The following is a 20,390-nucleotide window of genomic DNA, read 5'->3' on the forward strand; positions in this document are numbered from 1 at the left end:
ATTTATGAACGATATTCTTAGATATAAAGGCTTATATGGAGAACAACAACTCCCCTTTGTTACTGATTTTATTCATATAGAACCCTTAGAAGAACGCAGTAGAGTGTATTCATGGGAAATACAAGAGCACTTTCATACAGATTTGGTGCAGTTATTTATTATTGAATCAGGCAAGGGTGAATTGTATTCAGAAGGAGAAAAGATGATTTTACAAGCTCCATGTGTCGTCACTGTACCTGCGAATGTTTTGCATGGTTTTCATTTTGAACCACAAATTACGGGAGATGTCATTACCTTATCTATTTCTTTTTTTGAAACACTTTTAAAAGACCGTCCGCAGATTAAAAATGAAAGCAAACGCCTATCTAATTTTACCTTTGAAGCCCATTCTGAAATTGTTGATGAAATTTTATATTTAAAATCTAAAATAGAGGAGGAATTATTAATCGAAGCCTCAGAAAAACTTTTGGCGATTACCATTTATTTTGAATTGTTATATCTCCAATTATATCGCGAAAAATTTAGGACAACTGCTAATGCATTAATTTCTAATAACCGAAATCTTGCTTATTATCAGCAGTTTCAAGATTTAATTCGTCAAAATTCCAAAGACTTACCCTCTATTAAAAAGTTCGCTAAAGCCATTGGTATTACTCAAACGCACCTTAACCGAGTTTGCCAAACCGTGGCCGAAAAATCGGCATTAAAAGTAGTACAAGACTATACGCTGAATGAGGCTAAAAAATACCTTTTGAACACTTCATATTCCATATCTGAAGTCGCCTATTTTCTTAATTTTAATGACCCTGCTTATTTTAATAGATTATTCAAGAAGCGGGTCGGTGTGACACCTGGGGAGTTTCGTAAGGGGTAGTTATCTTATTTTAAGATTTGTTGAATGTGTTGTGACATTTAACTAATATAAATGAGTTGATTTATGAGCCTCTGTAACCCGTATCGATTGTAATATTTCCATTAGCTACTCTACTTACACAGGCACACATTTTATGGTTCTCCCCTTTTTCTTCTTCACTAAAAAAGCAATCACGATGGTCAATATCTCCAGAATATTCGACAATAGTAACTTGGCATAATCCGCATTCTCCTTTTTTACAATCATACATAACATCGATTTTAGCATCTTGCAAAGCCTGTAATACTGTTTGGTTCTTTTTTACCGTTAGTGTTTTGTTAAACCTTGGAATACTAACCAAAAATTCTTGAGGAGCAAATAGACCAGATGCTCCAAAAGTTTCAAAACGTAAATTAGAATTATCAAAGGGGCCTTCTTCCCATGTTTTTCTAACAGCGTTCATAAACGGTAATGGTCCGCATAAGTAAATTTGTGTTTTAGCATTCGTACAATCTAATAATTTTGATGTATCATAATACCCATTTTTATCACTATAATGCAACACTAAATCTGGTCCTAGAATAGATTTCAATTCCTCGATAAAAGGCATTTCCTCTTCATTGTTACCTGCATAGAGCATTTTTACCTTAACCTCATTTTTTCTTTTTAAGGTCTTTACCATACCCATTATTGGAGTAATACCAATACCAGCAGCAATCAAAAGATAGTCTTTAGTATTATGGCTCAGTTCAAAATTATTTGTGGGTTGTGAGATCCTTATTTTGTTCCCAATTTTTAAAGACCACATGTATTTTGAACCACCCTTACTTGAAGGCAACAATTTTACCGCAATGATATAGGGTTTATTGGACGCATATTCACCAACCAAGGAGTAACTCCTAATTTCAGTTTTACCATCAATTAAAACAGACACATCTATGTGTGCCCCAACCGTGAAGGATTCTGTAGTGCCAATAGTAGGTGAAATTTGCAGCTGCATTACAGACTTTGCTACTCGTTCTATTGCTACTATGGTAGCATCATCCCATGAGTTTCTATATCGCATCAGTTCTTGTTTCTAGTTCTTTACGAACCATATTATCCGTAATTCTTCTCGCCCACATGGCTCCGGCATCAATATTTAAATTATAGAATTCCCTATTTGGGTTTTCGTTGATTGCCTTTTGCTGGGCCTCTAAAATATCTTCATCTTGTGCAAAAATACGAGCTACACCGTTTTTAAGTTCAGTCGTATTGCTTTGGTCTTTTATATTATAATTTCTGCTAAAGGCCCAAAAATATAGACAGGTTTGATTAGTAGAAGGAGTAATAGTATTCAATACATAACCATTAACCCCTTTTGAACGGTCACCCTCTGGAGCTCCAGTGCCTGAAATAGCAACTCCAACATCAATATTTACGGTACATGGCGCTTCAAATTTGATAATTTGCCAACGATCAACTTCGCCATCATGATTTATAATCTTATTCAATTGTCCTTTCCAAAAAGGTGGAGGTTTTATCCCTTTCATCCAACGTGTTACGGTAGCTGTTTTGTCCTCATGATGCACATCAAAAGGGGCTTCTGCTACATTACGATCACCTATACTTTCTGAATGCACGAAGGTTTCATGTGTAAGATCCATCAGGTTATCTACTACCAATCTATAATTGCAATGTACCTTTATCATTTGTCCGTCACCAGCCCAATCTGGATCATCATTCCAATGCATATCTGGTATTAATGCCTCATCAGCGAGTGCAGGGTTTCCCATCCACACCCAAAAAAATCGATATTTTAATGTAATAGGATAGGATCTTACACAGGCTGATGGATTGATAGTTTCTTGAGATGGCATGTAAGAACAACGACCATCACTATTATATTCCAGTCCATGGTAGCCACAAATTACGGTATCGCCACGCAGGCTACCCTTTGACAAAGGTAAAAGTCGATGCCAGCAGGCATCTTCTAGTGCTACAGGACTGCCGTCTTTCTTTTTATATAATACTAAAGGTTTGTTGCATATAGTTCTTGGCAACAATTCATTTTTTAATTCTACATCCCATGCTACAGCGTACCAAGCGTTTAAAGGAAAAGACTCGTTCATTGTAAAACTTTGCATAAATGAAATATTAATTTATTAAATTGAATATAAATTCGTAAATTTAATTTATAATTCACTAAAAATGATTGATATTGAATATTACTATCCGATAAATGATTATATTCTTCGTTTTTTTTAAGTGAAATTTACGTTCTATTTTAATTAAAAAATGTATTAATAACATATATACAGTATATGTTTGTTTATGTTTTGAAACCTTAAGTATAAGATATTATGATACTAATAGATTTATCAGTTACCATATCTGAAAAGATAAAAGAACCTTTTCCAACGACCATTAATTATGAAGATCATAAAGAGGGAGCTAAAAAGATGGGAGGCATGCTGTTTGGTGGTGTTGAAAGTTCTGTGTTTCCTGATGGTAACGGTCCAGCTGGTGAATTCCTAACAGTCAATTCTCATACAGGTACTCATGTAGATGCACCATATCATTATTTTCCAACTTGTGGAGGTAAGCCTTCTAGGACTATAGACGAAATGCCCTTAGATTGGTTTTTTAGAGATGGCGTGGTTTTAGATTTTACTGATAAGCCTGATGGCTATATGATTGAGCCAAAAGATTTAATCAAAAAATTAGAGGATATTAATTATACTCTAAAACCTTATGATATAGTTCTTATTAGATGTGATGCCGATAAAAGATTACATGATCCAGATTATGTAAAAATACATGTAGGTGCATCTGCAAAAGCTACTCATTGGCTCATAGATCAAGGTATTAAGGTTATGGGTACAGATGGTTGGGGATGGGATATTCCGTTACACTTACAAGCTGCAGATTTTAAAGCAAACCCAAGAGAGGGTGTTATTTGGCAAGCACACTATGTTGGTATTGAGAAAGAGTACTGCCAAATAGAAAAATTAGCTAACCTAGATAAACTCCCCCCTTTTGGCTTTAAAGTAGCATGTTTTCCTGCTAAAATTGAAAAAGCCAGTGCCGGATGGACCAGAGCAGTAGCGATTTTAGATAACTAGTATTTCGTACAAAAGATTTTTACAATGGGTAAAGAAAAAACGATACCAACGCTAAGTTCTTATGAAATTTCGAACTTTCATTTGCATCAAGTTGAATGGTTACCTATAATAACGAACACAAAACACCCAGATTTTCATATTAACAGAATTGATGACATCGTAGATAAGGTTAATTTTCAAGTGCTTCCGCATCGAAAGACGTTTTATGATTTTTTCTTTCTCAAAAAGGGATCAGCTATAAGAACAAAAGGACTTAATAGTTATACCATTACTGCTCCAGCTATTTTTTTTCTACCAGCATATCAAATTACGGAACACAAAATGATGAGTGAAGATGCTGAGGGCTATTATTGTCATTTTAATGAAAAGATGATACAAGATATATTTCCTAAAGTAGTTTTGAATGAGCAATTTGTTTTTTTTCAATACCAATCAAATCCCGTTATACCAATAAATTCAAAAACCCTTTTAATTGTTGAGGGTCTTATGAGGCGTTTGTTTATGCTGTACCAAGAGACAGAATACAATAGAAACCTCGTTGCGCTATATCTCATAGCTATATTTGAGGAAATAAAGTCTGTTTCTACGATTTCAGTTTTAAAAAGTAGAAAGTCTAATTACGAAATTACTAAACGATACAAGCATGCACTAACCAAGCATATTTATGAATACAAGAGTATTGCGGATTATGCCAATATGTTGAACGTCACTCCTAACTATTTAAATAAATGCGTGCGCACTGCGTTAGGTAAAACGGCTCAAGATCTTTTAAAAGAAATGCTGATATTAGAGGCGAAAACTTTAATAAAGCATTCACAACTTAATATTGCTGAAATAGCGGTAAAATTAAGTAACCAAACTCCAAGTAATTTTGCCCGTTTTTTTAAAAAGCAAACAGGGATGTCGCCAAAAGAATATGCATCAAAAAATTAATTTAATACTGCGCTTTACTTTTTTTTTAATATCTATCTCAAATAATTTCATACAGTATTATATAGTCTTTTAAATTCTATCGAGTTGAATTCTATATAAAAATAGAATTGTTTTATTAACAGTTTTTATACATACTGATAAAAAATTTTAAAAAGGTTAATTATTATCTTTTTTTAATCGCTTAAATTCTACCTAGTTTGTAAAACTAATTTAGTTTCTTAATATGCTTTCCTTTTTTAGTTTTTATGCTGACTTTTTGTTCTAATCAAAAAAAATAACATAAAACATGATTTTTATCATGAATGAATATATTTAAATTAAAAATGATAAATAATGATTGATTTTGAATAGTTTTTGCCATTTTTTGATTCTTTATGTGTTTTGATATATCCTAATTTTGACAGGTGATATATTGTGATAAATTAAATAATACATTTAAATTATTGTTTAATTCTTAAAAAATAGCTCATTCTAACTAATAACAACAACATTATGAAAACAATCTGTAAACTAGCTTTAACACTATTTTGTTCTTTTTTAAGCCTCAATGCAAGTTCGCAAAACAGTGAAATAACTGGTAAAATTTATGATATAAACAAAATACCATTACCTGGTGTTTCTGTTTATATTGAAGGAACGTCCAAAGGTGCAGCCTCGGATTATGAAGGGCTTTTTGTCATTAAGGATATAGATGACGGTGACTATACTCTAGTCGTTTCTTATCTTGGTTTTTCGACACAAAATATTAAAGTCTCGGTACCATTAAGTGCACCTTTAAACATTACACTATTAGAGGACGCGTCACAATTGGACCAAGTAGTAATCACAGGTGTTTTTGATGCACGGTCAAAAATGGAGTCCTCTATTGCTATTTCTACAATTGGGACGAAAGAGCTAGCAAGAGTTGCACCAACAAGTTCAGCTGATTTACTTAAAAATATACCCGGTGTATTTGTAAATCAAGCTCGAGGTGAGATTTGGAACTCAGTTTATTCTAGAGGTTTATCTGCAAATTCTATTGACAACATTAATGGATACAGATATGTGTCACTTCAAGAAGATGGCTTGCCTGTTACAAATGTTGAGTTATTTCCAGATTTATTTTTAAGAGCAGATGCCATGACAAAACGTGTTGAGGCTGTAAGAGGTGGAACAGCTTCCATTTTAGGCGCAAACGCACCAGGTGGAATTTTTAATTATGTATCAAAAACAGGTGGTGATACTTTTTCTGGTGAAGTAAGAGCAAAATACGGACTTGAAGGCAATGGACAAAACCCTTATCAAAGAGTTGATCTTAATTTTGGTGGACCACTTGCTAAAGGTTGGACCTACAATGTCGGTGGGTTTTTAAGGCAATCAGATGGAGCAAGAGATCGTGGATACGCTATTAATAAAGGAGGGCAAATCAGAGCAAATTTCTTAAAAAAATATAATACTGGTTCGTTACAAATAAACCTGAAGTATTTGAATGATAAAAATGATAGAATGGCTTTTATACCTTCTAGAAATTGGGATGATCCAGATATTGCAGACGGATTTTCTAAATATGATTCTTATGCACTTTATGAATTTGATATTGATATACCATTTAACGAAGAGGGTACTAGAAATTTCGACCCGACAAATTTATTACATAACATTGATAAAGCTATAGGGTTTAATTGGAAACAAGATCTTGGAAACGGTTTTTCTTTAAAAAATGATTTTAAATATTCTAGAAAAGATGACGAAAGAAATGGTACTGCTGTTGTAACACCAATAAGTGTATTAAGTACGGCGTTTTATGGTATTCCAGGTGGACTAATTGGAGGTCCAAATCCTGCAAGAACTGGTACATATATTTTTACCGACCCAACAACAGGTACAGATTTTGGAAGTGTTGATTTTGGATGGGGTCCAGGGCCACAAATAAGTCTAACTCCTGGCTTTAATCAAAATTTTCCAGGTGCAAATGTGCAGGATCATTCATTATTGTTTATGCCGATGTTCTACCAAGATATAGATAGAAACGAAATAGCAAATCAATTAGTGTTTAGCAAAAAAACGGAGAAAAGTAGTTTTAACTTAGGAAGTTTTTACAGCCGATCTAAATTAGATGTTACTAACTGGAGTAAAGGTATGGGACTAAGTGGAGGCTTAATTCAAGATCGCCCTGTACCAGCACAAATTAGATTAGAAGCTAATAACGGAAATACGTATCAGGTTACAAGCCCTGAAGGGTTTATGAATGTTGGTTGGTCAGGTTCTGACAATGGGGAAACCACACAAGGTATTTTCGCATTATTCTTCGGTCATAATTGGAAAATTACAGAAAAACTTACGTTAGACTATGGAATGCGATATGAGAGCGTAACATCAGAAGGATTTAATACTATAGGTGTTCCAAATCCTCAACAAGGTGATGCCTCTTATGGAGGTCGCGATGGAGATCCTTTAACTCTTTGGGATAACGGAGGAGGAACGGAAGGTGCGCCAGTTAACTATGATTATGATTTAAATAGCTTTTCATATACTGCTGGTTTAAATTATAAATTTAGTGATAAACAAGCCATTTATGCAAGATTTGCTAGAGGTAACAAAGCACCTTCAACATTCTTTTACTTAGATTTAAATGATGACAATTTGGTTGCTAATACCCCTGCTCTTTTAGAGGAAATTACTCAGTTTGAAATAGGATTTAAGTTAAATACTGATAAATTAAAAATGGTGGCAACACCTTTTTATAGCAATTTAAATAATGTTCCAAATATTCAAACATTTTCTAATCCGGATGGGACAAGATATTCGCCAGACTTTCAATTTAACGAATTTACCACTTTTGGATTTGAGCTAGAAACCACTTACAGAATAACAGACAAATGGTTAGTTAGATTAAATGGGGTTGTTCAAGATGTAACTGCCGATAAATATACAACTTGGGCAGAAGGAGATGATGGGCCAGATGATGATGTTATTCTTAATTATTCAGGTAACGAGGGGGATAATGCTGCTAATCTAATATTTAATATTAACCCTATTTATAATGGTGAAAAGTTCTATGGCTCACTTAACTATAGCTATATGGGAGCAAGACAAGCCAATGTGCCAAATGCTTTTCTATTACCTGCATTTGGTAATATAGATTTAGCTTTTGGTTATGATTTTTCTAAAAAATTCGGCTTACAATTAAATATTAATAATGTACTTGACAAATATGGAATATTAGGATGGCAAGGACCAGGAGGTTTTCCACAAGCCTTAAATAGAGATAATGTCCTTCCAGAAGATGTTACTAATAATCCAAACGCCATATTTTCAACACAAGGTAGTATGCCAAGAGCTTATTTCTTGACTGCGACCTATAGATTCTAATTCTTTTTAATTGATTGTATTTAACTAAGGGTACAAAGTTTATATAATTTAGTATCCTTAGTTTTATGAAATAAAAGGAATTATAACTTGCATATAAAATTTTAAAAGAAAACTATGAGAATACTTGTTTTAGGAATTGCGATGGTGTTTTTTCTCGGATGTAAAGAGGGGAAAACAGAAAAAAAAGAAGAAACTGAATCCCTGAAAAAGCCGAATATTGTCTTGATAATGGCTGATGATATGGGTTTTTCAGATTTAGGAAATTATGGTTCAGAAATAAATACACCTAGTCTTGACCGACTAGCATCTGAAGGCACAAGAATATCGCGTTTTTATACGAATACCATTTGTGCCCCTTCACGTACAAGTTTGCTTACAGGTCAATATCCGCACAAAGCAGGTATGGGATTTTTTAATGAAGATTTTGGTGTACCTGGGTATGAAGGGTATCTTAATAAAGAATCTTTGACCTTAGGTGAGGTATTTAAGACTGGAGGCTATGCTACCTACATGGCTGGCAAATGGCATGTTGGTAATGAAAAACCTCATTGGCCTTTACAACGAGGTTTCGATAATTTCTTTGGATTTTTAGATGGCGGTGCTAGTTATTTTGATACTAAGCCTTTACTAAAAGGTCCGCCTTCAACAGCATTCTTATATGAGGGTAATGAGGTTTATAACATAAATAAGGAAGACTTTTATCTAACCGATGAATTAACCAGCAGAGCTATTGATTTTGTGAAAGATAAACCAGAAGAAAAACCATTCTTTCTCTATATGGCTTATAATTCACCACATTGGCCTTTACATGCAAAACCTGAGGATATTGCGAAGTACAAAGGCAAATATGATGCGGGTTGGGATGAGTTACGTAAACTTCGTTTTGAAAACATTAAAAAACTAGGCCTAGTCAATGAAGACTGGAATATTTTTAAAGATAAATTATTACCACCATGGGATAGTCTAAGTGCAGAAGAAAAAAGCGAATGGACCTTGAAAATGGAAGTTTATGCTGCAATGGTAGACAATTTGGATCAAAATATTGGTAAACTTTTAAATTACTTAGGTACTTCTGGTCAATTAGATAATACAGTGGTCATATTTCTTTCTGATAACGGAGCAGAAAATATGGATGTTGGTAAAATGCCTTTTACTGTTAAACGAAATGAAGGACCCGTTGGTACAGCTGGTTCTATGGAAGCTTACACAAAAAACTGGGCTCAAGTTTCAAATAGTCCTTTAAGAAGCTACAAATCTTCTCCTTATGAAGGCGGAGTAGCTACTCCGTTCATAATTCGATATCCAGGTCAAAAAGAAAAGAGCAATATATTAAAGGGCGGCACACATGTTATTGATATTATGCCAACCTTATTAAATATTGCTCAAATTGATTATCCAGAAACCTATAATGGCATAAAAGTTAACTCCCTAGCAGGTGAAAGTTTTCTGCCATTATTACAAGGTGAAGATTGGAAAAGAGAACAACCCATTTGTTTTGAATGGTTTGGTGATCGTGCGGTTTGGTTGGGAGATTTAAAAGGAGTTTCAGTGTATCCAGGAAATACATGGGAGTTATATGACCTAGCTGCGGATAGAACAGAAACAAATAATATTGCAGACTCACAACCAGAAACCATTGCAAAAATGGATGCTATTTATAACGAATGGGCAAATGCCAATGGCGTTTTTGCATGGTCAGAGGAAATGAGTAAAAAAACACCGTTTAGAAAATCACCACACTAAAAATATAAGAAATGAAAAAACTCTTCTCGTATGAAAATGGCATAGTGAGCTTAATGGCACTAACCTTTGGTGTGTTGTTTTTTGACAGGCTTGCACTTAACTATTTGGTGCCTTATGTAGCAAAAGACCTAAGTCTTAATAATACTCAAATAGGCTTATTAGCTGCTGGTTTATCATTAGCTTGGGCCTTTTCTAGTTATTTTACAACGGCTTGGTCTGAGTCTAAAAACAAAAATAAAATTACTTTTATTTTAGCAATTTTCATTTTTTCTATTTGCTCTTTCGGATCTGGTTTAGCGATTGGTTTTGGTACATTATTGGTGGCCCGTTTAATTATGGGTTTGGCTGAAGGTCCAGTAATTCCATTGGCGCAGGTCTTTGTGGAACGGGAGTCAACACCTAGTAGACTTGGTCTTAATGTAGGTATATTACAAGCCGTTGGTGGTGCCTTATTCGGTTCCATTTTAGCACCAGTAATTTTGATTCAGATAGCTGAAAATATGGGTTGGCGTACAGCCTTTTATATAGCAGGTGTTCCTGGTTTGGTATTAGGTCTAATTGCGGTCTTCTATCTTAAAAAGTCGACTACAGAAAGTAGAGGTGCTAAAAACAATACAGGTTTTGCACTAAAAGAAATTTGGGCTTATAAAAACATTAAATGGGGAACAGCTTTGGCTTGTTGTGTTTTTGGATGGTGGTTTGCTACCATTCCTTTTATTACCAAATATTTTACTGATGTACAAGGCATGTCGGCAGGTGATATGCAAAAGACCATGGGTTTACTGGGAGTTGCCATGCTTTTGTCATCTCTTTTTTTTCCAGGTATATCAGATAAAATCGGAAGAAAAAAAGCACTCTATATCGCTATTAGTTTAGGTATATTTTATCCTTTTGTGGTATATTTTTTAAATGGATCAAGTATTCATTTACCAGCTATGTTTTTAAGTTATGCTATGGTTGGTGCGATACCATTAGTTGCTGCTATAGTACCCTCAGAAGCTGTACCTAATCATTTAAAAGCTAAAGCGATTGGTTTTGTGACTGCGGTTGCAGAAATTGTAGGTGGTGTAATTGTACCTGCTATATCTGGAGCACTTTCAGATATATTTGATGAATCAGCATTTTTATGGGTAGCTGCCGTATTAGCAGTATTATCCTTGTTTTTCCTTTCTAAGTTAGAGGAAACAAAAGGTAAAGAATTTCCTGCAGAAGAGGTTAATTAAAAAGATGATGAAAAAAGCAAATACATACAAATTAAGATTAGAACTCTTAGAACTATTAAGACCAGATGATACGATTTACGAGCCTATTGAATTAGAATTTGGAAATCATGACAACATATTTGCCATTATTGAAAAAATGAAAAAAAGAAACCGTTTTAAAACAGAACAAGATTCGGTTGAATTTGCAATTGGACTTAAACTTTTTAGTGAAGTTATGTTAAAAAACAAAGACAATCCACTATTTGAAGATTTCAGACCAGCTTTTGGTGAATTAATGAAAAAAATAAAGTCAAGTTAATAATTTATGCAGCTAGATCCAAGTTTTAAAAAAGTTTTAGAAGATTATGATAAACGCGTGAATGATGAAAATCAGTTAATGGAATCATTATCTAAAGTTGATGCAATGAAACGTCGAGATGAGTTTTTACTTCCTGTTGGTGAAGATGCCGCTATTTTCATGAATACTTTAATAAAATCAGCTAAATCTAAAAGTATTTTAGAGATAGGGACCTCTTACGGGTATTCAACACTTTGGTTAGCTGAGGCAGCTAGAACAAATGGCGGTAAGGTTATTACTTTAGAGAATAATTTAGATAAAATAATGTATGCCAAAGATAAAATATCAAAAGCTGGTTTATCAAAATTTGTCGATTTCAGACATGGTGATGCTTTATTAAACATAAAAAATGCTACAGAAACTTTTGACTTTGTTCTTTTAGATTTATGGAAAGAATTATATGTGCCTTGTTTCAATTTGTTTTCGCCTAAATTAAATGATGGTGCATGGGTATTGGGTGATAATATGATTTTTCCACCTATTTCTAAAAAAGAATCAGAAGCTTATCAAAATATAATTAGAGCGAAAGAGACTTTTACATCAATATTGTTACCTATTGGAAGTGGTATAGAAGTAAGTCAATATCACTCATGATGGAATTATTTAGAGGTATCCTTTTTTTTGCATTTTGCTGCTTTTATTCTTGTAATAAAAGTGTTAAGGTCTAGAACCTGTGAGCTACCAACAATTTGAAAAATTTGTAATTGAAACGGGTTATGTAACCGATGCAGAGAAATATAAATGGTCTATTAATATGTAAAAACAATTGACATCTCTTAATTTAAACTAAAGAAGTTTTGAATGTGAAATGAATATTAATTTTAGACATATCTATAAAATACTATTAAAAGAGTTGATTTTGAATATAATTAGCTGATTACTGATTAACTAAAACAACAGAGAAGAATTAAATTTGAATTAGAAAATTCTTATTAAAAAATAAATTTTTATAAAATGGCAAAGAACCCACATTATTTTTCGCAATTAGCGCACATTGAAGTGCTTACTGAGAACTTAGATAAATCTGTAGAATTTTTCAGGGATGTTGTTGGAATGGATGAAACAGGAAGAACCGAAAAATCTGTCTATCTGAGAGCATGGGGTGATTACTTTCATCATACCTTAAAATTAACGCAAAGTAAAACATCAGGTTTAGGTCACTTAGGATGGCGTGCTGATAGTCCTGAAGCTTTGGAAGAGGCAGTGGAATATTTAGATAGCATTGGAGCCGGTCTAGGCTGGGAAGAACCAGATTTAGGTCACGGAAAAGCCTATCGTTTTAAATCTCCTGAAGGACATATGCATGAAGTATTCTGGGATGTAGAATGGTTACGTGAAGAAGGAGAAAGAGGAAGTATTTACGCAGACCGATATTCTAGTAATCGTCTAAAAGGTGCAAACCCTAGAAGATTTGACCATGTTACCTATATGGTTTCAAAAGGAGCCTATCCTGCAGAAAAAGCATTTTGGAAAGGCTTAGGGTTAAAAAACCCTGATGAAATTCGTATTGAAGACCATATTCCACCTATTGGTGGCTTGCATACCATTGCCAATCTATCGCATGACATCGCAATTTTTACAGACCCAAATATTGAACCTAATGAGGCAGTATTAAACCATATTTGCTGGAATGTAGATAGCAGAGAAGAAGTTCTGTTAGCTTTAGATTACTTTATAGAAAAAGGGCACAAAAGCGTAATGGGAGCACCAACCAGACATAAGGCTGATGAAGGTTTCTTTATATACATACGTGACCCTGGAAGTGGCGTTCTATTTGAATTCTATGCCTGTGCCAGATTGGTGTTTGCACCAGACCATTTAGATGTGCATTATTTAAAAGATAATCCTAATGATGCTTGGGGCTCTGTAAATCCGTTTGCGGAAATGGCAAAAGGGAAAAAACTAGGCCTTTCAGAGGATGGTACGGTTAAGCCTGTAGATATTTAAGTGGTATCACAACTATTGAATTGTAAGCAAAAGAAAATAAATAAAAATAGATAGCGGGTACTCATTAACATTAAGGTTATTAGAGTACTAATATCAAAATTAAAAATACATTATGTGGCATTTTTTTCCGGGCAAATATATGCCTTCGTACCAAGTAAATAGAGCGTTAACCCAAGCCCATTATGGCGGTGGTGAATTTGCAGAAATTTTGGAAGTAGCAGGTAATATTGACCCAGACAATAGAGAGACCTTTAATATAGCTTGGTTAAACAAAGGCAACGAAGTTTATGAATGGGCAGAAGATTACGAGAATAAGAAAGCTTTTGTTTCTGCAAGAAGAACCTATTTAAGAGCGTTCAATTATCTGCGTACGGCTGAGTTTTTCATGAATCTGCATGATGACCGAAAAATTAAGACCTACGTGAAAGCACGTCAGGCATTTATTAATGCAACAAAATACTTTGAAGAGAAACCACTAACAGTAGAAGTCCCTTTTGAAGGTTCTTTTTTACCTGGGTATCTTTTCAAGCCTAAGGGCGTAAAAAACCCACCAGTTATGGTTATGTTTGGTGGATTAGATAGTTTGGCTGAAGAACTCTATTTCGGAATTGGAGACCACTTGATGGAAAGAGGCATCGCTTTATTAGCAATGGATGGACCAGGTCAAGGCGCAGCGTTACGTCTAAACCATATTCATTCTAGACACGATTATAATGTGGCCGGTACAGCTGTATTGGATTGGGTTTTAGACAACTTAAAGGATGAAGTGGACACTACAAGTGTGGGTATTGCAGGTGTATCGATGGGTGGCTATATGGCAGCTCGTTGTGCAGCATTTGAGCCACGTTTTAAAGTATGTATGATTTTTGGTGCCGTTTGGTCTTATTATTCCGTTTGGGCTGGCCGAAGTGGTAAACATCCGCTGGCGGAAATTGTACAGCATATTATGGATGAGGATACCTACGAAGGAGTGCTTAAAAAACTAGAAGGCTTTACACTGGAAAATGGCGTTGCAGAAAAAATTTCAATGCCTACATTCATTATGCATGGCGGTGGCGATAAGCAAAATTTTGCAGAACATGCCATCACACTAGAAAAGCATTTGACTTGTGAGCATAAAATGAAAATTGTTCCAGAAGGAGAAAGCGGTGCACAACATTGTCAAGTAGATAATTTTATGCCAACGTTAGATATGTACGATTGGATTGCTGAAAAAATTCATGCATAGCTCTTCGTATTACAGTATAATTTAAAAAAGAAAACACATGGCAGCAGTAAAAAAGGTACTTGTAGTTGGAGGAGGCATTGGTGGTCAATCTGTGGCAATTGCTTTAGCCCAAAATGGTGTTGAAGTTGAAATAGCAGAAAGACTAGATGTATACAATGTATATGGTGTAGGAATCATTCAACAAATGAATGCTTTAAGAGCACTAGATTTATTAGGTCTAGCAGATGAAACTATGAAGCAGGGATACCCATACGGGCAATTAAAAATGAATACCGCAACAGGTCATTTTATTGGTCTTGCAGGAGCACCACCAATGGGAAAATACCCAAGCCATAATGGTATTTCAAGACGTACTTTGCATGAAATCATGTATGAAAGAGCTATCAAACTTGGTGTTCACTATAAAATGGGAACTACAGTAAGTCATATCGAAAATGATACAGATGACGTTACCGTAACTTTTACCGATAACACTAAAAAAACCTATGATATCTTAATCGCTTCAGATGGTATAAATTCTGATATGCGTAAATTGATTTTTGGTGATTTTAAACCAAAATATATGGGTGTTTCAGTTTGGCGATATGCTTTTAAAAAGCATGAAGATTTAGATACTGCATATATGTATTATGGAAAGCGCAGTAAAATTGGGTTTATACCAATGTCAGAAGATAGTATGTATATGTTTTTGGTATCTGCTGAAGGAGCAGATAACCCATGGATTGAAAAATCAGCTTATATTCCTATGCTAAAAGAGTATTTAGCTGAGTTTCCTATTAAAATTGCTCAAGATGCCAGAGAACAAATTACAGATCCAGATTTAGTAAACTATCGCCCAATAGAAGCTAGTCATTTGCCAGACCCTTGGTATAAAAACAGAGCTATAGTTATTGGCGATGGTGCGCATGCAACTGTACCGCAATTAGGTTCTGGTGCTGCATTAGCCTTGGAAGATGGTGTAGTTTTGGCAGAAGAATTAGAACAGGCTGGTACAGTAGAAGAAGCATTTAAAGCCTTTATGAAAAGACGTTATGAACGCTGTATGGCTATTGTAACAGCATCTGAGACTCTCGCAGAATGGGAATTATTAGAGTTTGAAGGAAATCAGTTACCTGAAGGAGCAAATATAGGTCAGGTTATTGGTAAGGCAATGGGTGTTTTAATGCAGCCCATCTAATAAAATTGAATAGCTATGAAATTAGTAACATTTGAAGATAAACTAGGCACTGTTCATACCGGATGGCTTAAAGGAGAAGGCGTAGTCGGCATGAAAAAAGCAGACCCAAATTTGCCAAATGATATGCTTAGTTTTATAGATGACCATGAACGCTATTTCAAAATTATAAAAGATAATAATCTAGAAAATGTAGCACCTCATTATCAACTATCAGAAGTAAAACTATTGGCTCCATTAACGAATCCAAGAAGTTTTAGAGATTATGTTGCTTTTGAGGAGCACATGTTAAATGCTTCAAAGACTTTTGGGCATACTGTTAGCCCAGAATGGTATAATATTCCTATTTTCTATTTTACCAATCACCAAGCTATTTTTGGGCCAAATGATGAAATTAAACGACCAGAAAAAGAAACCAAATTTGACATAGAATTGGAGCTAGCTGTTATTATTGGTAAGAAAGGTAATGATATTCAGGATGAAAATGCAGATGATTATATTTTTGGATATACTATTTTTAATGATTGGACTGCAAGAGCAATTCAAAGACAAGAAATGACCGTGCCTCTTGGGCCGCACAAAGGCAAGGATTTCGCCAATGCTATCGGACCATGTATTGTAACTAAAGATGAGTTCGAGAAATATAGATGTACGATTTCAAGAGAAACACATCCAGAGCATTTGCAAATGCCACATACTACAGATGGTCGTTTCGATTTAAAAATGACGGCACGAATAAACGGCGAGACTATCTGTGAAGGAAATTACAAAACCGTGTATTGGACTTTTCCACAAATGATAAAACGAGCTTCAGAAAATAATGTGTCTTTAATGCCAGGTGATATTTTAGGGAGTGGTACTGTTGGTTGGGGAAGTTTAATTGAAAAAAATTTTTCAGTACATAGATCATTAGAGCCTGGAGATATTGTAGAATTAGAAATTGAAAATATAGGAATATTAAAAAATACAGTAGTTTGATTTATCTTTAAAAATAAAAAACTCAAAGAAAAGCTAAACTCGAACTTCTATAGAGATATTAAATAAAAAATGTCAAGAGGGCTAAAATAATATTTAGCTAAAATTGAAAAAAATAATCTTGACATTTTATCCATTCCACACACATTTACTCATTCAATTTTTCTATTAAATAAATAGGTGTTGTGAATCTCACAAGTTCGATTTACATCCACTCCTCTACCCTTTATTCATGTGATTTCTATTTTATTATATCGGTATTAGTGAATCTCGTGCCTCGATTTCAGAAAAAGAGTGTTTTACTCAAATTAATAATTGCGTATTATGGATTCGTGAACCAACAGAGTTGGTTTCTTGCACTACACTTATTTAATAAATAAGTGCTCGTGAATTTCAAAATCAGAGATTTCTCGATTTCATTAACATCATAAAGCAACTTTTTAAGATAAAGTTTTTCAGGAACAATATACTAACATGCGCTTTTAACCACATCGAAGATTCATGAGTTCCTTAATTTAAAATAGAAATCTTACGAATAAAGCCCATGTTGTACAAAACGCAAGTACATTATGAAACAATAGATTATCATAATTTGACCTGTCGCCTGTGTTGAGCGTAATCGAAGTATAAAATGGCATTAATCATTAAAATATATGCTTTAATGTATTAATTGCTTTCTACTCAAAAAAAATGAAAAGTTATTTACTAATACCAAACCATAAAGTAAATAACTTGACAATACTATGTTATGTCCTTATCTTGCAATTTCGTTACATTTTCCAAAACCAATGATATAAAATGACCTACAACATAATAGATGTTGAAACCACAGGACAAGGTAATCGCATAACCGAAATTTCTGTGTTTAAATATGATGGTGAAACAATTATTGACGAGTTTACATCATTAGTAAATCCGGAATGTCTTATTCCACAGCATATTACAGCACTTACTGGCATTGATAATGCTTTGGTGGCTAATGCTCCTATTTTTAAGACTATAGCACAAAACATACTAGATATCACTGAGGGCTCTATATTTGTTGCTCACAATGTTAACTTTGATTATAACGTAATTAATGGAGAATTTAAACGTATTGGGTTAGATTTTGAAAGAAAAAAACTTTGTACAGTACGTTTATCTCGTCGCCTAATTCCTGGTCATAAGTCTTATAGCTTAGGTGAAATTTGTAAAGCGCTAAACATCAATTTAGTAGATAGACATAGAGCTCGTGGTGATGCTGAAGCTACAGTTGTTTTGTTTAAATTGTTATTAAAACAACCTAATGCTGAAGCCGTATTTAAAGAGTTTTTGAATAAAAATTCTAGACAATCTACGTTACCTCCTAATTTACCAAAAGCAACATTTGAAGCTTTGCCCGAAGTAGCCGGTATCTATTATTTTAAGGATAAAAAAGGGAAAATAATCTATGTTGGCAAAGCCAACAATATCAAAAAGAGAGTACTGAGTCATTTTTATAGTAAAATTAAAAAAGCACAAGATATGGTGCGAGAAACTGGTGATTTGGATTTTGAAATTTCGGGCAGTGAATTAATTGCCTTACTTATGGAAGATGCAGCTATAAAGCACCACTTCCCTATTTATAATAAAATGGCAAAACGAGCAGTTCAGTCCTTTTCTATTTGCTCTTATGAAGACAGAAATGGTATTATTCATTTGGCAAGTAATAAAAGTCGCTTTGTGCCCAATCCTATTGTAACATTTTATAATGTGCGAGATGTAAGGTTATTTATGGAGAAATTATGTTCTAAGTTTAATCTTTGCCCAAAATATTGTCATTTACAAGAAGCTGTTTCTGCATGTTCGCATTATAGTCTTAAAGATTGTAAAGGGGTTTGTAGAGACCAAGAAAATGTTGAAGATTACAATAACCGAGTGCTAGACGCTATACACTTTATGTCTAATCAGAAAGAAGATGTTATTCTTAAAGAAAAAGGACGACATACCAATGAAGACGCCTTTGTAATGATAAAAAATGGTGAATATTTAGGCTATGGATTTGTAGATAAAGAGGAACAGATAAATCATATTGATGATTTACAAACCTATCTAATTCCTCAGAAAAACAGTGTTGACATTCAAAAAATACTAAGAAACCGTTTGTTTCAATTAAGTTAATTTCTATTTATGGGTTTAATATATAGATAGAATCGTTATTTACGGCTTTAAAAACGTAAAATAAAACGTTGTCCCTTGGTTTTCTTGGCTCTCTAACCAAATAGCACCTCCATAATAATTAACAATTTTTTTAACAATAGATAGTCCAATACCTGAAGAGGAGCTCGTATTTTCGAGTTTGGTAAAAACTTTAAATATTTTATCGAAATAATTAGATTTAATACCAATTCCGTTGTCTTTTACATAAAATTCAAAAGTGTCAGTTTTCTCTACACAACCTACTTCAATTATACCTTCATTTTTATCGGAATACTTGATAGCATTTTGTATTAAGTTTTGAAATATCTGTTTAAACCTCCAGGCATTGCCATATAAATGAGGCAAATTATCTTGAATATTAAGAGTAATAGTATTTGGAATTAATAGTGTTTGTTTAACTTCTTCTAATATGAGGTTAATATCAATTTTACTGTCTTCAGACTCTAGCCTATCTACAGTAGAATAATCTAAAATACCTTTTATTAGATTATCCATTTTCTCTACATTGAATAAGGCAAGATTTAATGGTTTAATGTCGTTTTCATCTAAAGCATCTTTGTGATCATTGATAAACCATGTAATCAAGGTATGAATATTTATGAGTGGAGCTTTTAAATCGTGAGATACTACATGTGCATATTCATTTAATTGTTCATTTTGACGTGATAAATCTTTAAGTAGTTTTTCTCGCTTTTTATCTTGTTCTATTATATGTTCTTCATTTTCTTTTCTTTGAATAATGTTAACCAACATACTGGCATAAACAAATAGAATTTCTTTTTCGTTTTCGGCATATTTATTAATCTTCTTTACCGCATCAAAACCTATAAACCCAATTAACTCATTATTTTTAATTTTTGGAATTGCAATTAGACTTTTAATACCTTGAGGTTCTAATACTGCACGTAAGCCATTTTCTCCGTCATGAGGAAGAAGACTCACATCTTCAATATAAAAAGCCTTACCTTTTCTGTGTGCATCTACCCATTGCGGTATAAATTCTACAGGAACATTTTGTAAATTATTAATTTCTGGATCTATACCTTCGGCACACCATTCATAAGTATTAGATGTGGTATTATTTACAAAATCATAAGAAAAAACATAACTTCTATCTGCCTCTACAAATTCTCCAATTTGCTTTAAGGAATCTCTAATTAGTTTATCTATATCTGTTAAATCTGCATTGATATATGTTGTAGAAATACTTATTAATAAATTTTGAAAACGTAACTGTTTTTCTATAATTCTATCTTTTTCGGTCTTGTTTATCGCATTGCTGGCATCCATATCTTGTAAAGTCGTTTAACTAAAGTCTTGATTTAATTAATAATTAAGAGCAAA

General features: G+C 33.7%; 16 protein-coding genes. 13 read left to right on the forward strand and 3 right to left on the reverse strand.

Annotated features, from left to right (window positions below; all coding sequences use genetic code 11):
- The first annotated feature begins 4 nt into the window (after nucleotides 1-4).
- Nucleotides 5-874: a helix-turn-helix domain-containing protein gene (locus H8K90_RS07940; RefSeq protein ID WP_186845431.1), complete on the forward strand. Its 870-nt coding sequence runs from the start codon at nucleotides 5-7 to the stop codon at nucleotides 872-874.
- A 61-nt stretch (nucleotides 875-935) separates the two neighbouring features.
- Here the strand turns inward: H8K90_RS07940 and H8K90_RS07945 are convergent, their stop codons facing one another.
- Both H8K90_RS07945 and H8K90_RS07950 read right to left on the reverse strand, forming a co-directional pair.
- Nucleotides 936-1,919 carry a PDR/VanB family oxidoreductase gene (locus tag H8K90_RS07945; RefSeq protein WP_186845432.1) on the reverse strand — a complete coding sequence of 328 codons (984 nt, stop codon included), beginning with the start codon at nucleotides 1,917-1,919 and terminating at the stop codon, nucleotides 936-938.
- Complete coding sequence (locus tag H8K90_RS07950) at nucleotides 1,909-2,979, reverse strand: aromatic ring-hydroxylating dioxygenase subunit alpha (RefSeq protein WP_222611338.1); 1,071 nt, start codon at nucleotides 2,977-2,979, stop codon at nucleotides 1,909-1,911. Before H8K90_RS07950 ends, H8K90_RS07945 begins: the two co-directional genes overlap by 11 nt.
- Nucleotides 2,980-3,195: 216 nt before the next feature.
- Here H8K90_RS07950 and H8K90_RS07955 point away from each other — a divergent pair, with 216 nt between their 5' ends.
- The 12 genes from H8K90_RS07955 (at nucleotide 3,196) to H8K90_RS08010 (ending at nucleotide 19,007) form a co-directional block, all read left to right on the forward strand.
- Entirely contained in the window at nucleotides 3,196-3,957 is a 762-nt protein-coding gene (locus H8K90_RS07955; protein ID WP_186845433.1) for a cyclase family protein, read from the forward strand.
- 24 nt (nucleotides 3,958-3,981) lie between these two features.
- A complete protein-coding gene (locus tag H8K90_RS07960) occupies nucleotides 3,982-4,890 on the forward strand; it encodes a helix-turn-helix domain-containing protein (protein ID WP_186845434.1) in 909 nt (302 codons plus the stop codon).
- A gap of 492 nt (nucleotides 4,891-5,382) precedes the next feature.
- Entirely contained in the window at nucleotides 5,383-8,241 is a 2,859-nt protein-coding gene (locus H8K90_RS07965) for a TonB-dependent receptor (RefSeq protein ID WP_186845435.1), read from the forward strand.
- A gap of 114 nt (nucleotides 8,242-8,355) precedes the next feature.
- The gene (locus H8K90_RS07970) at nucleotides 8,356-9,984 is read left to right on the forward strand and encodes an arylsulfatase (RefSeq protein ID WP_186845436.1); all 1,629 of its coding nucleotides are present in this window, start codon (nucleotides 8,356-8,358) and stop codon (nucleotides 9,982-9,984) included.
- 11 nt (nucleotides 9,985-9,995) lie between these two features.
- Complete coding sequence (locus H8K90_RS07975; RefSeq protein WP_186845437.1) at nucleotides 9,996-11,207, forward strand: MFS transporter; 1,212 nt, start codon at nucleotides 9,996-9,998, stop codon at nucleotides 11,205-11,207.
- Nucleotides 11,208-11,211: 4 nt separating this feature from the next.
- Nucleotides 11,212-11,505: a DUF3861 domain-containing protein gene (locus H8K90_RS07980; RefSeq protein ID WP_186845438.1), complete on the forward strand. Its 294-nt coding sequence runs from the start codon at nucleotides 11,212-11,214 to the stop codon at nucleotides 11,503-11,505.
- A 6-nt stretch (nucleotides 11,506-11,511) separates the two neighbouring features.
- Nucleotides 11,512-12,138, forward strand: coding sequence for an O-methyltransferase (locus tag H8K90_RS07985; protein ID WP_186845439.1), 627 nt, complete (start codon nucleotides 11,512-11,514; stop codon nucleotides 12,136-12,138).
- Between the two features lie 360 nt (nucleotides 12,139-12,498).
- Nucleotides 12,499-13,491 (forward strand): VOC family protein, encoded by a 993-nt coding sequence (locus H8K90_RS07990; RefSeq protein WP_186845440.1) that lies wholly within the window; start codon nucleotides 12,499-12,501, stop codon nucleotides 13,489-13,491.
- A 112-nt stretch (nucleotides 13,492-13,603) separates the two neighbouring features.
- Nucleotides 13,604-14,719, forward strand: a complete 1,116-nt coding sequence (locus tag H8K90_RS07995; RefSeq protein WP_186845441.1) for an alpha/beta hydrolase family protein — start codon at nucleotides 13,604-13,606, stop codon at nucleotides 14,717-14,719.
- Between the two features lie 37 nt (nucleotides 14,720-14,756).
- Nucleotides 14,757-15,896, forward strand: coding sequence for an FAD-dependent monooxygenase (locus H8K90_RS08000; protein WP_186845442.1), 1,140 nt, complete (start codon nucleotides 14,757-14,759; stop codon nucleotides 15,894-15,896).
- Between the two features lie 15 nt (nucleotides 15,897-15,911).
- Complete coding sequence (locus H8K90_RS08005) at nucleotides 15,912-16,871, forward strand: fumarylacetoacetate hydrolase family protein (protein ID WP_186845443.1); 960 nt, start codon at nucleotides 15,912-15,914, stop codon at nucleotides 16,869-16,871.
- A gap of 795 nt (nucleotides 16,872-17,666) precedes the next feature.
- A complete protein-coding gene (locus H8K90_RS08010; protein WP_186845444.1) occupies nucleotides 17,667-19,007 on the forward strand; it encodes an exonuclease domain-containing protein in 1,341 nt (446 codons plus the stop codon).
- A 39-nt stretch (nucleotides 19,008-19,046) separates the two neighbouring features.
- Here H8K90_RS08010 and H8K90_RS08015 read toward each other — a convergent pair whose 3' ends face one another.
- Entirely contained in the window at nucleotides 19,047-20,336 is a 1,290-nt protein-coding gene (locus tag H8K90_RS08015) for a GAF domain-containing sensor histidine kinase (protein WP_186845445.1), read from the reverse strand.
- Nucleotides 20,337-20,390: the final 54 nt, after the last annotated feature.

Origin of the sequence: Winogradskyella echinorum, assembly GCF_014297365.1 — a bacterium.
Classification (GTDB): Bacteria; Bacteroidota; Bacteroidia; order Flavobacteriales; family Flavobacteriaceae; genus Winogradskyella; species Winogradskyella echinorum.